Origin of the sequence: Rhizobium sp. NPDC090275, from assembly GCF_044772225.1 — a bacterium.
Taxonomy (GTDB): Bacteria; Pseudomonadota; Alphaproteobacteria; order Rhizobiales; family Rhizobiaceae; genus Rhizobium.
The window spans coordinates 13226-27378 of sequence record NZ_JBIVYL010000005.1; the positions used below are offsets into that span (position 1 = coordinate 13226).

The 14153-nt window shown below is 62.0% G+C and carries 13 protein-coding genes and 1 riboswitch; of the genes, 3 read left to right on the forward strand and 10 right to left on the reverse strand.

Annotated features, from left to right (window positions below; all coding sequences use genetic code 11):
• Window positions 1-12: 12 nt before the first annotated feature.
• A riboswitch (SAM riboswitch) is annotated at window positions 13-91 on the forward strand.
• Between the two features lie 44 nt (window positions 92-135).
• Both ACIQUB_RS13845 and apaG read left to right on the forward strand, forming a co-directional pair.
• Complete coding sequence (locus tag ACIQUB_RS13845) at window positions 136-1320, forward strand: O-succinylhomoserine sulfhydrylase (protein ID WP_209189084.1); 1185 nt, start codon at window positions 136-138, stop codon at window positions 1318-1320.
• A 207-nt stretch (window positions 1321-1527) separates the two neighbouring features.
• Window positions 1528-1920, forward strand: a complete 393-nt coding sequence (gene apaG / locus ACIQUB_RS13850; RefSeq protein ID WP_026282968.1) for a Co2+/Mg2+ efflux protein ApaG — start codon at window positions 1528-1530, stop codon at window positions 1918-1920.
• 64 nt (window positions 1921-1984) lie between these two features.
• Here the strand turns inward: apaG and ACIQUB_RS13855 are convergent, their stop codons facing one another.
• From ACIQUB_RS13855 to ACIQUB_RS13865, 3 genes are all read right to left on the reverse strand, one after another.
• On the reverse strand, window positions 1985-2980 hold the full coding sequence (locus ACIQUB_RS13855; protein WP_112981983.1) for an Hsp33 family molecular chaperone: 996 nt from the start codon (window positions 2978-2980) through the stop codon (window positions 1985-1987).
• Between the two features lie 92 nt (window positions 2981-3072).
• Complete coding sequence (gene argF, locus ACIQUB_RS13860; protein ID WP_026282967.1) at window positions 3073-3990, reverse strand: ornithine carbamoyltransferase; 918 nt, start codon at window positions 3988-3990, stop codon at window positions 3073-3075.
• Window positions 3991-4037: 47 nt separating this feature from the next.
• Window positions 4038-5234, reverse strand: a complete 1197-nt coding sequence (locus ACIQUB_RS13865; protein WP_113239135.1) for an aspartate aminotransferase family protein — start codon at window positions 5232-5234, stop codon at window positions 4038-4040.
• Between the two features lie 427 nt (window positions 5235-5661).
• Here ACIQUB_RS13865 and ACIQUB_RS13870 point away from each other — a divergent pair, with 427 nt between their 5' ends.
• Entirely contained in the window at window positions 5662-6207 is a 546-nt protein-coding gene (locus ACIQUB_RS13870; protein ID WP_112940956.1) for a GcrA family cell cycle regulator, read from the forward strand.
• An 81-nt stretch (window positions 6208-6288) separates the two neighbouring features.
• Here ACIQUB_RS13870 and phoB read toward each other — a convergent pair whose 3' ends face one another.
• The 7 genes from phoB to phoR form a co-directional block, all read right to left on the reverse strand.
• Window positions 6289-6972: a phosphate regulon transcriptional regulator PhoB gene (phoB, locus tag ACIQUB_RS13875; RefSeq protein ID WP_018898307.1), complete on the reverse strand. Its 684-nt coding sequence runs from the start codon at window positions 6970-6972 to the stop codon at window positions 6289-6291.
• Window positions 6973-7008: 36 nt separating this feature from the next.
• A complete protein-coding gene (gene phoU / locus ACIQUB_RS13880) occupies window positions 7009-7722 on the reverse strand; it encodes a phosphate signaling complex protein PhoU (protein WP_018898306.1) in 714 nt (237 codons plus the stop codon).
• Between the two features lie 43 nt (window positions 7723-7765).
• Window positions 7766-8581 carry a phosphate ABC transporter ATP-binding protein PstB gene (gene pstB, locus ACIQUB_RS13885; RefSeq protein WP_018898305.1) on the reverse strand — a complete coding sequence of 272 codons (816 nt, stop codon included), beginning with the start codon at window positions 8579-8581 and terminating at the stop codon, window positions 7766-7768.
• Between the two features lie 14 nt (window positions 8582-8595).
• Window positions 8596-9918: a phosphate ABC transporter permease PstA gene (gene pstA, locus ACIQUB_RS13890; protein ID WP_402930328.1), complete on the reverse strand. Its 1323-nt coding sequence runs from the start codon at window positions 9916-9918 to the stop codon at window positions 8596-8598.
• A complete protein-coding gene (pstC, locus tag ACIQUB_RS13895) occupies window positions 9915-11396 on the reverse strand; it encodes a phosphate ABC transporter permease subunit PstC (RefSeq protein WP_402930330.1) in 1482 nt (493 codons plus the stop codon). The genes pstA and pstC overlap by 4 nt, the downstream gene beginning before the upstream one ends.
• A gap of 153 nt (window positions 11397-11549) precedes the next feature.
• Complete coding sequence (locus ACIQUB_RS13900) at window positions 11550-12584, reverse strand: substrate-binding domain-containing protein (protein ID WP_113239133.1); 1035 nt, start codon at window positions 12582-12584, stop codon at window positions 11550-11552.
• A gap of 198 nt (window positions 12585-12782) precedes the next feature.
• Entirely contained in the window at window positions 12783-14054 is a 1272-nt protein-coding gene (phoR, locus tag ACIQUB_RS13905; RefSeq protein ID WP_402930332.1) for a phosphate regulon sensor histidine kinase PhoR, read from the reverse strand.
• Between the last annotated feature and the right edge of the window lie 99 nt (window positions 14055-14153).

Consider the following 14153-nt stretch of genomic DNA (forward strand, 5'->3'; position numbering starts at 1 on the left):
AGCAGTATTGCAGCTTTATCCCGTGGTGATTTGGCCGGTCGGCTTGCAGCCACGTTAAACAAGTGGCTAAATAGACCGGGTTGAAACCGGTCTGCATTCGCGGCCGGTTTTTTTGTGTTTGAAAGTGGTGATGGCATGAGCAAGACCTGGCGCCCGGCAACCCAACTGGTCCACGGCGGAACGCTGCGCTCGCAGTATAGCGAGACATCCGAAGCGATCTATCTCACGCAAGGGTTTGTCTACGACAGCGCGGAAGCCGCCGAGGCGCGCTTCAAGGGCGAGACCGAGGGCTATATCTACGCCCGTTACGGCAGCCCGACCAACGACATGTTCGAAAAGCGCATGTGCGCGATGGAAGGTGCCGAAGAAGCCCGTGCCACCGCATCGGGCATGGCAGCCGTCGCCGCCGCCATCCTCTGCCAGGTGAAAGCCGGTGACCATATCGTGGCCGCCCGCGCGCTCTTCGGCTCCTGCCGCTGGGTGGTCGAGACGCTGGCGCCGAAATACGGCATCGAGTGCACGCTGGTCGACGGCCGCTATCTGGAGAACTGGGAAAAGGCGATCCGCCCGAACACCAAGGTGTTCTTCCTGGAAAGCCCGACCAACCCGACGCTCGAAGTGGTCGATATCGCCGGCGTTGCCAAGCTCGCCAACCAGGTCGGTGCCAAGGTCGTGGTCGATAACGTCTTCGCGACGCCGATCTTCCAGAAGCCGCTGGAACTCGGCGCCCATATCGTCGTCTATTCCGCGACCAAGCATATCGACGGCCAGGGCCGCAGCCTCGGCGGCGTGATCCTCTCGGATACGGAGTGGGTCAACGAGCATCTGCAGGACTATTATCGCCACACGGGTCCGGCCATGTCGCCGTTCACGGCGTGGACGCTGCTCAAGGGTCTCGAGACGCTGCCGCTGCGTGTCAAGCAGCAGACCGAGAACGCCGGCAAGATCGCCGACTTCCTGGCCGAGCAGAAGCAGGTGGCCAAGGTGATCTATCCCGGCCGCAAGGATCATCCGCAGGCCGATATCGTCGCCAAGCAGATGAAGGGCGGCTCGACGCTGGTGGCGATCGAGCTCAAGGGCGGCAAGGAAGCGGCGTTCGCGCTGCAGAACGCGCTTGAGATCGTCAAGATCTCCAACAATCTCGGCGACGCGAAGAGCCTGATCACGCATCCGGCGACGACCACGCACAAGAACCTGACGGACGAGGCCCGCGCCGAGCTCGGCATTTCTCCGGGCACCGTGCGCCTGTCCGCTGGTATCGAGGATACGGACGACCTGATCGAGGATTTCGCGCAGGCGCTCTCCAAGATCAAGGCCTGATCAAGAATAGCCGGCCGGGTCCATGTGATCCGGTCGGCATTTAAACGCGCATTTTTGCAATTTACTCGCGCTGAGCGGGAGTGGCATTAGTCTTAACGCGCGAATTTTTCGCGCTTACAGCCAATTGATTGCGGATTCCAGCCTGGTTTATTGACCTGCCGCACCTCTTATAAGATACCAGTAAGGTATTCTTATTATGGTGTAGGCATGTACCGCGCCCTGACACGAGATATTGAAGTGGTGGTCGAGCCCTTTTACCTGGAGGAGCAATCCGACCCGGACGACGACCGCTATGTGTGGGGCTACCGCATCGTCATCAGCAATAATTCCGACCTCACTGTACGCCTCGTCAACCGCTATTGGAACATCACCGACCAGAACGGCGTCGTCGATGAAGTGAGCGGCGCAGGCGTCGTCGGCGAGCAGCCGACGCTTAGCCCTGGTGATACCTACGAATATTCGTCGGGCTGCCCGCTCGATACGCCATCGGGCCTGATGTTCGGCCACTACCAGATGGAAACTGATAAAGGCGAGGTCTTCCAGGTGGAAATCCCCGCCTTCTCTCTTGATTCACCCGGCCTGCTCAGAGTGCTGAACTAACCTTTGTCTTCTCGCATGTCGGTGCCGCAAAACCGCTGCACACTTTTGCGCGACATGCTTCGGGTTACTCAGCCGCCTGCGCGAGCTCTTCGGCCTCGAAACGATAGGTCGTCGAGCAGAATTCGCAGGTGACCGCGATCTTGCCCTCTTCCTGGCTCGCTTCGATCTCCTCGGCGGAGAAGCCCTTGAGCACGCCCTTGATCTTCTCGCGCGAGCAGGAGCAGCGGTCGAACACTTCGCGCGGCTCGTAAACGCGCACGCCGCGCTCGTGGAACAGCCGGAACAGCAGGCGCTCGACGCCGACCTGCGGATCCGTCAGCTCGTCGGCGTCGATGGTCTCCACCAGCGAACGCGCTTCGGCCCAGGCATCGTCTTCCGCATGCTGGACGGTACCTTCGTCGCCATCGCCGCCGTGCAGGTCGGCCTGACGCATGCGCTCGGGCGCTTCCGGCAGGAACTGGGCAACGAGCCCCCCTGCCCGCCAGCGATGACGCGGCTTGCCTTGCTCGTCGCGGTCGAACAGTTCGGCGGCGGCCAGACGCACGCGCGTCGGGATCTGCTCCGACTGGCGGAAGTAGGTGCCGGCAATGTCTTCCAGCGTGGCGCCGTCGAGCGCGACGATGCCCTGGTAAGGCTGGCTGAACTTGCCCTGGTCGATGGTAAAGGCCAGCATGCCCTTGCCGAGCAGTTGCTCGGGCTCGGCGCGGCCAGCGGCAACAGCCTCGTCCAGAAGCGTCTGGTCGAAGCGGGCGTAGGCGCGCACGTTCTCGGGCGTCGAGAAGTCGGCGACAAGCAGATCGACCGGGCCGTCGCTCTTGGTCTGGACAGTGAACTTGCCTTCGAACTTCAGCGACGTACCAAGCAGCACCGTCAGCGCGATGACTTCGGCCAGCAGGCGGGCGACGGGCGCGGGATAGTTGTGGCGATCGAGGATCGCATCCAGCATCGGGCCGAGCTGGACGGCGCGACCGCGCACATCCAGGCCTTCCACCTGAAACGGAACGACATGATCATCGCCGGCGAAATCGAATTCGCCGAGGGTGGCTGCAGCTTCTGCCATGGTCTTCTCCTAGTCTGAGGGCAGCGGACGAGCCCGTCCATCCGCCAGCGCGGCCACGGGCCTGTCCGGCCCGATGTGGCCTCCAGTATGGTTCAGATCGCGCCCAGGCACCAAGCAAGAATCGACTTCTGCGCATGAAGACGGTTTTCCGCTTCATCGAAGACCACGGATTGCGGGCCGTCGATCACTTCGTCGGTAACTTCCTCACCGCGATGGGCCGGCAGGCAATGCATGAACAATGCATCCTTGTCGGCCTGTGCCATCAAAGCCGAATTGACCTGATAAGGCTGGAAGACGTTGTGACCCCGGGCCCGATGTTCCTGATTCATGGAGACCCAGGTATCGGTCACCACGCAATCGGCGCCGGCGACCGCACGGTCTGCATCATGGCTCAGCATGATCTCGGCGCCCTCATTGCGGGCCCAGTTCAGATAGTGATCCTTCGGCTCGGAACCAAGGGGTACCGCCATGTTCATGCGATAGCCGAAACGGGCGGCCCCTTCGACCAGCGAATGCAGCACGTTGTTGCCATCGCCCATCCAGGCAATCGTCTTGCCCTTGATGGGACCGCGATGCTCTTCGAAGGTCATGATGTCGGCCATGATCTGGCAGGGATGGGTGTCATCCGTCAGCGCGTTGATCACAGGAACGGTCGCGTGTTCGGCGAGCTCCAGCATGCGCGCATGGTCGGTGGTGCGGATCATGATCGCATCGACATAGCGCGACAGGACCTTGGCGGTGTCGCCAATCGTTTCAGCGCGGCCGAGCTGCATTTCGGTGCCGGAGAGGAACAGCGTCTCGCCGCCGAGCTGGCGCATGCCGACGTCGAAGGAGACGCGGGTGCGGGTCGAGGGCTTTTCGAAGATCATCGCCAGCATCTTGCCTGCCAGCGGCTTGTCGCCCTGGCCGGCCTTGAAGGCCTGCTTGCGGGTCTTGGCGTCGTCCATGATGACCCGGAGGTCGGAGGAGGTTACCGCGGAAAGATCGAGAAAGTGTTTTGGGGAAGCCATCTGTCTTTAACCTGTTGCGCCCGCCATCCGGCCGGGCATCCATCCATTCAAGCCGTCTTCTTTGCCTTGGCGCGCACGCTCTCGGCGGCACGCTCGAGGCGCGCGAGGCCTTCGCGGGCTTCGTCAGCGGTGACGACGAGCGGGGGCAACAAACGGATGACATTGTCGCCGGCCGGAATGGCCAGCAGGTTGGCAGCGCGGATGGCCTGCAAGAGCTCAGTTGACGGAACAGCCGCCTTGACGCCAAGCATCAGGCCTTCGCCGCGGATATCCTCGATCACATCGGGGAAGCGATCCTTCAGCGATGCGAGGCCCTGGCGGAAGACGAGTGCGACGTCGTTGACGTGCTGCAGGAAGCCTTCCTCGAGGATGACATCGAGCACGGCATTGCCGACGGCCATGGCGAGCGGGTTACCGCCATAGGTCGAGCCATGGGTGCCGGCCTTCATGCCGGAGGCTGCTTCGGCGGTTGCCAGGCAAGCACCGAGCGGGAAACCACCGCCGATACCCTTGGCGACAGCCATGATGTCGGGCGTGACGCCGGACCATTCATGCGCGAAGAGCTTGCCCGTACGGCCGACGCCGGACTGAACCTCGTCGAGGATCAGAAGCAGGCCGTTTTCGTCGCAAAGCTGGCGCAGCGCCTTCATGAATTCCGTGGTCGCCGGGCGGATACCGCCTTCGCCCTGTACCGGCTCAAGCAAGATACCGGCCGTGGCATCGGTGATGGCGGCGCGGACGGCTTCGATATCGCCGAAGGGAACCTGGTCGAAACCGGGTGTCTTGGGGCCGAAGCCTTCGAGGTACTTCTCCTGGCCGCCGGCGGCGATCGTCGCCAGCGTGCGGCCGTGGAATGCGCCTTCGAAGGTGATGATGTGGAAGCGCTCGGGATGGCCCTTCGAATACTGGTAGCGGCGCGCGGTCTTGATCGCGCATTCCAGCGCCTCGGCGCCGGAATTGGTGAAGAACACCTTATCCGCGAAGGTTGCATCGGTCAGACGCTTGGCGAAGCGCTCCTGGCCGGGGATTTCGTAAATGTTGGAAAGGTGCCAGACCTTCTGGGCCTGCTCCTTAAGCGCGCCGACGACGTGCGGATGGCTATGGCCGACGGAGGTCACGGCAACGCCCGCGCCAAAATCGAGATATCGCTCGCCAGTTTCGGTGATCAGCCACACGCCCTCTCCTCGCTCGAACCGCAGCGGGGCACGAGAGTAGGTATCATAAAGCGGCGCGGCTTCAGCCATGGCGCGATCTCCTGTCATTCGCTCAACAAAGGCCCGGAATCCGGCTAAAAAGCGGGTGCCCGGAAATGAAAAATGCCGCCTTTCGGCGGCGAGGGGCACTATTGTCTTTTCGCAGTGCGATGTCAACAAAACTGAGCTTTTGTCGCATGCGTCAAGCAAGCATCGGGGCGCGGGCGAGCTATCAACAGCTAATGTTGCAGAAATGACTCTACCACCCAGCAAGTTGGGGAAAACCGAGAAATCGATTCGCCGCGATTCAACCGACTCTTGTCACGGAGTCGCCCTCACTCTAGGTTAAAACTCAATTACTAGACTGCATGCGGCGGAACTAGTCACCAAAATCGAGCAAGCGTTTCTTGGTCCGGACACGTCCGTGCCATGGGTGAAGGATTCTGCCTACACCAACGCAATAAGGCGGAGACAGGGCATGAACTGGACAGACGAGCGCGTTGAAAGACTGAAGAAGCTTTGGGCCGAAGGCCTGAGCGCCAGCCAGATTGCGGCACAACTTGGCGGTGTAAGCCGCAACGCCGTCATCGGCAAGGTCCACCGTCTGAACCTGCCTGGCCGCGCCAAGGCCGGCGGCACGACGACGGCGACACGGGCGCCGAAGCGTCCGGCGGTTTCGACCCCGCGCCCCGCCAACAGCTTCAATTCCGCACGCATCTCGCCAAGCCGCGCCGTTGCCCGCCCGCAGGGCGCAGTGGCTCTCAAGGAAGAGATGGACATCGATGCGATCGAGGAAGTCCGTTACCGTCCGGCTTCCAACGTCGTCGTTCCGATCTCGCGCCGCCTCGGCCTCACGGAACTGACCGAGCGTACGTGCAAGTGGCCGGTCGGCGATCCGCTGACGGACGACTTCCACTTCTGCGGCTGCGAGTCCCCCGACAACTCGCCTTACTGCACCTATCACCAGCGCATGGCCTACCAGCCGGTCAACGAGCGCCGCAAGGCCGCCAACCGGGTCGCATGACCCGGAAAGCCGGATAAGGAACGAAAGAAAACGGGCCCTCGCGGGCCCGTTTTTCGTTGGATCGGACGGAATGGAAGCGCCTTACGCTTCCATCGAATAGCCGGCGCCGCGAACGGTGCGGATGACATCCTGCATGTTGGAGAAGTTGAGCGCCTTGCGCAGGCGGCCGACGTGAACGTCGACGGTGCGTTCGTCGACATAGATGTCATGGCCCCAGACGCCATCGAGCAGCTGCGAGCGGGAGAAGACGCGGCCCGGCGACGACATCAGGAATTCCAGGAGGCGGAATTCGGTCGGTCCGAGGCGGACTTCGCGGCTCTTGCGGTGAACGCGGTGGGTTTCGCGATCGAGCTCGATATCGCCGCACTTCAGCAGCGAGGAGAGCACTTCCGGCTTGGCGCGGCGCAGCATCGCCTTGACGCGGGCGACGAGCTCTGGCGTGGAGAACGGCTTGACGACATAGTCGTCGGCGCCGGTCGACAGGCCGCGAACGCGTTCGCTTTCCTCGCCACGGGCGGTCAGCATGATGATCGGCAGGCGCTCCGTCTCCGGGCGCATGCGCAGGCGACGGCACAGCTCGATGCCGGATACGCCGGGCAGCATCCAATCGAGGATCAAAAGATCAGGCGTGCGTTCCTGCAGCCGGATTTCGGCCTCGTCACCGCGAAGGATGGTATCGACTTCGAAGCCTTCGGCCTCAAGGTTATAGCGAAGAAGCACGCTCAGTGCTTCTTCGTCTTCAACGACTGCTACTCTTGGGATCATTCGTCTCGGTCTCCTGGGGGCGTGGGTCCGGAACGCTTATTCCGTGACCGCGCCGACGGTGTTGGCGGTGTCGTCCTTCGGACGCTCGCCTTCCGGCTGGGCGCCGGTAGCCATGTAGTAGATGGTCTCTGCGATGTTGGTGGCGTGGTCGCCGATGCGCTCGATGTTCTTGGCGCAGAAGAGAAGATGCGTGCAGCTGGTGATGTTGCGCGGATCTTCCATCATGTAGGTCAGCATCTCGCGGAACAGCGAGGTGTACATCGCGTCGATTTCCTCGTCGCGCTCGCGGATCGACTTGGCACGATCTGCAACGCGGCTGGTGTAGACGTCGAGAACTTCCTTGAGCTGGACGAGCGCCAGTTCGGAGAGATGCTCGAGGCCACGGGCGAGCTTGCGTGGAACGCCGGTGCTCTGAACCGCGATGACGCGCTTGGCGGTGTTCTTGCCGAGATCGCCGACGCGCTCGAGATCGGCCGCAATGCGGATCGAACCCATGATTTCGCGAAGGTCGGCGGCCATCGGCTGACGGCGGGCGATGGTGATGATCGCCTTTTCGCCAATCTCGCGCTCGGCGTGATCGAGGATCACGTCGTCGGAGATGACCTTCTGGGCGAGCGAAGTATCGCCGTTGACGAGCGCGCGAACAGCGTCGCCGACCATCTGTTCCGCGAGGCCGCCCATTTCGGAGATGCGGCGCGTCAGGAACTTGAGATCATCGTCATAGGCGGAATAGATATGTGTCGATGCCATGGGGCTTATCCTTGAATGTCCTGAGGTTTACCGGTTTCGGAGATCAGCCGAAGCGGCCCATGATGTAATCCTGGGTGCGCGGATCATCCGGGTTGGTGAACATCTTGTCGGTATCGTTCTCCTCGACGAGGTTGCCGAGGTGGAACATGGCGGTGCGCTGCGAAACGCGGGCTGCCTGCTGCATCGAGTGCGTGACGATGACGATCGTGTAGGCTTCGCGCAGCTCGTGGATGAGCTCCTCGACCTTTGCGGTCGCGATCGGGTCAAGCGCCGAGCAGGGCTCGTCCATCAGGATGACTTCTGGGCTAACGGCAATCGCGCGGGCGATGCACAGACGCTGCTGCTGACCGCCCGACAGGCCGGTGCCGCCTTCATGCACGCGGTCCTTGACCTCGTTCCACAGGCCGGCGCGCTGCAGGCTCTGCTCGACGATGACGTCCATGTCGGCCTTCGCCTTGGCGAGACCGTGGATGCGCGGGCCGTAGGCGACGTTTTCGTAGATCGACTTCGGGAACGGGTTCGGCTTCTGGAACACCATGCCGACGCGGGCGCGAAGTTCGACGACGTCGATATCCGGATCGTAGATATCATCGCCATCGAGCGTGATCTTGCCGGTGACGCGGCAGTTGTCGATCGTGTCGTTCATGCGGTTCAGGCTGCGCAGGAAGGTGGACTTGCCGCAGCCCGACGGACCGATGAGAGCCGTCACGGTGTTTTCGCGGATGTTCAGCTTCACGTCGAAAAGCGCACGCTTCTCGCCGTAGTAAACCGAGACGTCCTGGCCGATCATTTTATACGGAATGGTATTCATCTTCTGGTCTAGCGCCTTCTCAACTGCTGCTTCCGTCAACATGTTCATGATGTTTACTCCGTTTACCAGCGGCGCTCAAAGCGACGACGCAAGAGGATGGCTCCGAGGTTCATGACGATCAGGAACAGGAGCAGGACGATGATGGCGCCGGACGTGCGCTCGACAAAAGCGCGTTCGGCTTCGTTTGCCCACATGTAAACCTGCACCGGCAGAGCCGTGGAGGGATCCATCGGGGTGGCAGGCGCATTGGCAACGAAGGCGACCATGCCGATCAGGAGCAGCGGCGCGGTTTCACCGAGCGCGTGCGCCAGACCGATGATGGTGCCGGTCAGGATGCCAGGCATTGCCAGCGGCAGGACGTGGTGGAACACCATCTGCATCTTCGAAGCGCCGAGGCCGAGAGCGGCCGCACGGATCGAAGGGGGCACGGCGCGCAGTGCTGCGCGGGTGGCGATGATGATGGTCGGCAGCGTCATCAGCGTCAGCACCAGACCGCCGACCAGCGACGCGGAGCGCGGCAGGCCTGCGAAGTTGATGAAGACGGCGAGACCGAGCAGACCGTAGACGATCGACGGAACGGCCGCGAGGTTATTGATGTTGACCTCGATCAGGTCGGTCAGCTTGTTCTTCGGCGCGAACTCTTCGAGATAGATCGAAGCGGCGACGCCGATCGGCAGCGACAAGGCAAGAACGATCAACATCAGGTAGAGCGAGCCGATGAGGGCGACGCCGAGACCTGCGGCTTCCGGACGGCTGGAGTTGCCGTTGACGAAGAGGCCGGTGTTGAACTCCTTGTGGAGCGTGCCGCTGGCTGCCATCTGCTGCATCCAGCCGACCTGGCGGTCGTTGACCTTGCGGTTCTTCTCGTCAACCGTCAGGTCGATCTGGCCCTTGATGGCCGAGTCGACATTGGCGTCTGCGAGAAGCGTGACGTTGACCGTCTTGCCGATGAGCGACGGATCGGCAACGACCATGTCGCGGAGCACGATCGGCGCGCCCTTGGAGATCATCGCGGTGGCGTCGCGCGTTTCCGGACGGCTCTGGGCGTTGATGCCGAGCGTCTTGACCATGGCGTCGCGGATCAGCACCGGATAGTTGGCGGCGATCAGCACCGACGGGTCGGTGGCGCGCTTGTTGTTGGGGTCGAGCACCTTTTCGGAGAACTCGATCGGCAGGGTGATCGAGGTCTGCGCGAAGGCCGTGTAGCCCTGACGGATGACCGTCGTGAGCAGGATGGCCAGGAAGATCAGACCGAAGGAGATGGCAGCGATGCCATAGGCCTGGAAGCGGCGTTCGGCGGCGTAGCGACGCTTGATGCCGATGTCGCGGCGGGCCGGCGCCTTGGAGACGACGACGCCCTGTCCGGAGGAAACAACGTCCGTCATTCGTACTGCTCCCGGTATTTGCGCACAATGAAGAGCGCGTAGATGTTAAGGCAAAGCGTGATGAAGAACAGCGTGATGCCAAGCGCGAAGGCAACCAGCGTCTGCGGCGAGGTGAACTCAAGGTCACCCGTCAGCTGGTTGACGATCTTGACCGTCACCGTCGTCATCGGCTCGAACGGATTGATCTGGATGCGGGCGGCGACACCGGCCGCAAGCACGACGATCATGGTCTCGCCGATGGCGCGCGAGGCGGTCATCAGGAGGGCGCCGACGATGCCCGGCAGCGCGGCGGGGAGAACGACCTTCTTGATCGTTTCCGAACGCGTGGCGCCGAGGCCGAGAGAACCGTCACGCAGAGCGCGCGGCACGGCGGTGATGATGTCGTCAGACAGCGAGGAGACGTATGGGATCAGCATAATGCCCATGACGATACCGGCGGTCAGAACGCTCTGTGCCTGGATGAAGTTGCTGTAATCGCCGGTCAGAAGGCCGTTCACCTGGGACGAGAGGTCGCGCAGGAAGGGGCCGACGGTGACGAGGGCGAAGAAGCCGTAGACGATGGTCGGGATACCGGCCAGGACTTCGAGCAGCGGCTTGGCGATACCCCGAACCTTGGGAGCCGCGTATTCCGCCATGTAGATGGCCGCGAAGAGGCCGACCGGAACCGCGACCAGCATGGCGACGAAGCCGATGTAGAGCGTGCCGAGCAGCAGCGGGATGAGGCCGAACTGGCCGAAGGACGAGCTGCCGGCGCCGGCAAAGCGCGGATCCCAGACGGTACCGAAGAAGAAGTCGGCGGCCGGAACTTCAGCGAAGAAGTGGGCGGCTTCCGTCAGCATCGACATGACGATGCCGACGGTGGTCAGGATGGCGATGGAGGATGCGAGCAGCAGACCCCAGAGCATGACGCGCTCGACGCGGTTGCGGGCCCGGAAACGGGGGGCGACTTCGCGCAGGGCATAGAAGCCACCGGCGACGCCGAGCGCGATAACGACCAGCGTCATGATCAGGCGGCTGATGCCGCTTTCGGTGTTCAGCTTCTGAGCGCCTTCGATCATGTAAGGCTGCGGTACGCCGGCGAGCGGAACGCCCTTGGCGGCGAGCTTGGCCTGGAGACCGGCGGGATCGCCGACGCCTGCGGCAACGTCTTCGCTCGCGAGCTGAGGCAGACCGCGGGCGATGGCGCTGACCATGCCGTAGTTCAGGTTCTGCTGAGCCGCAGACTGAGCCTTGACGTCTTCAGGAAAGCCGCCGCGAACGGAGGATTCGATGATGGAGGGGCTGATCGCAAGCCAGGCGCACAGAACGATGAGCGCAGGCAGGATAGCCCAGATTGCGGCATAGGCACCGTAGTAGCCAGGCCGGGAGTGCAGTGCCGAGGATTTACCTCCGGCAAGCGCCGTCGCGCGGCTGCGTGCTGCCACAAAGGCAACCGCGCCAAGCACAACGAGGCACAAGAGTAAGACGGATGTACTCATTCGTTAAGGTCCCCCAGGCCCTCGGCCCCCAAGAGCGAAACGGCGCTTCGGCCATCTCGGCTTCCAATCATGGAGTAGTTCAGCTTTACCGCTCCCTTAGAGCGGACAAAGGCGATGCCGGCGCGACCCTTTGGATCGCGCCGGCAAAGTTTATTACATGGTCTTGCCGTCTTCGACTGCCTTGCGGGTCGCTTCGCGCTCAGCGTCCGGAGCAGCAACCAGGCCGTACTCGACGAGCGGGCTGTCAGGGCCAACCATCTGGTCGGATACGAAGAAGTTTACGTATTCCTTCAGGCCCGGGATAACGCCCAGGTGAGCCTTCTTGACGTAGAAGAACAGCGGACGGGAAACCGGGTAGGTGCCGTCAGCGATCGTTTCCGGGCTCGGAACGATACCCTTGACGGTAGCGACCTTCAGCTTGTCAGCGTTGTTTTCGTAGAAGGAGAGGCCGAATACGCCAACACCGGTCTTGTTGGCAGCGATGCGTGCCAGCGTTTCCGGATAGTCGCCGTCGATGTCGACTGCAGCGCCGTCCTTACGAACTGCAACGCAAGCCTTGCTCTGGGCAGCCTTGTCGGTGATTTCCTTGGAGATCACGTCGAGAGCGCCGCTATCCTTGCAGCCAGCAGCGAGAACGTTCAGTTCGAACACTTCGCGGGTGCCGTGCTTTTCGCCTGGGATGTAGGCAGCGATATCAACAGCCGGGAGCTTCGAGTTGACTTCAGACCACTTCTTGTAGGGGTTTGCGACGAGCTTGCCGTCGACAACAACCTGAGCAGCGAGAGCCTTGTAGAGGTCGGCCGGCTCGTAAGCGACGTCAGGGTTGGACGAGTCGGTTGCGAAGACGATGCCGTCGTAGCCGATCTTGACTTCCTGGATGTCGGTAACGCCGGCGGTCTTGCAGGCTTCCAGTTCCTTGGCGTTGATCGGACGCGAAGCGTTGGCAACGTCGATCGTGTCAGGGCCTACGCCCTTGCAGAATTCCTTGAGGCCAGCGCCGGTGCCACCGGATTCAACGACCGGCGTCTTGAAGTCCTTGAAGGTTTCGCCGAAGGTTTCGGCAACGATCTTGGCGTAAGGCAGAACGGTGGACGAACCACTGACCTGGACCTGGTCGCGAGCAACAGCCGCGCCTGCGAAAGCGGCGGAAGCAGCAAGTGCAGCGACCGTGAGTTTAAAAGCGTTCATAATAGTCTCCCGGGCTTATAACTGTCTGGGTGGGGCCTGAACGGCCCTTTGACGGTGCCGTCTCTGTCAGCGGCACGCATTCTTTAGCCTCTGATGACAAGAGCTTTTATGTCAGTTCAGTGAAACATTTATGACAGTCTATGCAATTGAAATTCATAGACAAAATCAAACTTCATAAAGACCGGACTGTCTTTTATGTCAAAACCGGACGGTAAAGCTCGTTCCCTTGCCGACCTCGGACTTGACGATCAGACGCGCGCGGTGGCGCGTGAGGATGTGCTTGACGATGGCAAGCCCGAGGCCGGTGCCCTTCTTGGAGCGGCTATCCTCGATGCTAACGCGATAGAAGCGCTCCGTCAGGCGTGGCACGTGTTCGGCCGGGATACCCGGTCCCTTGTCGACGACGGTGACCTCGACGGGTCCGCTGGGGCCATTTTTCAGGAAGACCTCAACGAGTTTGCCTTCCTGGCCATACTTGCAGGCGTTTTCGATCAGGTTTTCAAACACCTGCACCAGCTCATCGCGATCACCCGCCACCTCGGCTCGGCCTTCCGGCAGGTGCAGCTGGATATCGACGCCGACATCGTTGGCGAGGGGTAGAAGCGCATCCCGGACATGACCAAGCAGCGGGACGAGATCCACCTTCTCATCCGGCGCGATATGCGACTTCAACTCCAGGCGTGACAGGGACAAGAGGTCGTCGACCAAGCGGCTCATGCGCGTCGTCTGGTCGAACATAATGCCGAGGAAGCGTTCCTGCGCCTTGAAATCGCTTTTCGCCGGCCCCTGGATGGTTTCAATGAAGCCGCGCAGCGAGGCAAGCGGCGTGCGCAGCTCGTGGCTGGCGTTCGCCACGAAATCCGAGCGCATGCGGTCGATGCGGCGCACTTCGGATATGTCACGGAAGGACAGGACGAAAAGGCGCTCGCTTGCGCCATGGCTGGCACCGCCAACGGCGCCGAGCTCGACCGGCGAGCTGCGGACAATATAGACGCGCTCCGACGGCAGGCGTTCGGAGTGCTCGATCTGGTTCGGCGCGTTGGTGACGATGGTTTCGCGAACCATGTCGAGAATGCCGGGCGAACGCAGGCGTGCCGAGATATGCGCCCCGATGACCATTTCTCCGAAGGCCCTTTCAGCGGCGCGGTTCTGGAACAGCACGGAGGCATCGCCGGCCAGCACCATGACGGGAATGTCGAGCGCCGAAAGCGTCGCCGACACCTCGGGCAGAAGACTGCGCGCGGCCGGTTCCTCAACCTCGGACGCTGGCGGGGCGGAGGCCACCCGGGGACGCGGCTCGGACGAGCACATGATGGCAAGCAGCATGATCGCCAGCAGGCCCAGCACGCCCCAGCCGTTCATGCCAGCGGCCACCGCGATGAACGCAATCGCCAGCGCGACGAGAAGCACGAAGCTCTCCCGACGGAGCTTCGCCGTCAGTTTGGCCGTCCATGGCGTTTGCTGTTCCAAGTGCCCCTCGCGACGTCGATTCGTTCTTCGTTGGCTATCAAACTTCGCCTGATAGCGCTCTTTCATGACAGAAGTTTACCGATGCCGCCAGCAAACCGA

Excerpts from the sequence above, each read along its gene's own strand:
- ACIQUB_RS13845 (WP_209189084.1), top strand. The coding sequence starts at position 136 with ATGAGCAAGACCTGGCGCCCGGCAACCCAACTGGTCCACGGCGGAACG.
- apaG (WP_026282968.1), top strand. The coding sequence starts at position 1,528 with ATGTACCGCGCCCTGACACGAGATATTGAAGTGGTGGTCGAGCCCTTT.
- ACIQUB_RS13855 (WP_112981983.1), bottom strand. The coding sequence starts at position 2,980 with ATGGCAGAAGCTGCAGCCACCCTCGGCGAATTCGATTTCGCCGGCGAT.
- argF (WP_026282967.1), bottom strand. The coding sequence starts at position 3,990 with ATGGCTTCCCCAAAACACTTTCTCGATCTTTCCGCGGTAACCTCCTCC.
- ACIQUB_RS13865 (WP_113239135.1), bottom strand. The coding sequence starts at position 5,234 with ATGGCTGAAGCCGCGCCGCTTTATGATACCTACTCTCGTGCCCCGCTG.
- ACIQUB_RS13870 (WP_112940956.1), top strand. The coding sequence starts at position 5,662 with ATGAACTGGACAGACGAGCGCGTTGAAAGACTGAAGAAGCTTTGGGCC.
- phoB (WP_018898307.1), bottom strand. The coding sequence starts at position 6,972 with ATGATCCCAAGAGTAGCAGTCGTTGAAGACGAAGAAGCACTGAGCGTG.
- phoU (WP_018898306.1), bottom strand. The coding sequence starts at position 7,722 with ATGGCATCGACACATATCTATTCCGCCTATGACGATGATCTCAAGTTC.
- pstB (WP_018898305.1), bottom strand. The coding sequence starts at position 8,581 with ATGAACATGTTGACGGAAGCAGCAGTTGAGAAGGCGCTAGACCAGAAG.
- pstA (WP_402930328.1), bottom strand. The coding sequence starts at position 9,918 with ATGACGGACGTTGTTTCCTCCGGACAGGGCGTCGTCGTCTCCAAGGCG.
- pstC (WP_402930330.1), bottom strand. The coding sequence starts at position 11,396 with ATGAGTACATCCGTCTTACTCTTGTGCCTCGTTGTGCTTGGCGCGGTT.
- ACIQUB_RS13900 (WP_113239133.1), bottom strand. The coding sequence starts at position 12,584 with ATGAACGCTTTTAAACTCACGGTCGCTGCACTTGCTGCTTCCGCCGCT.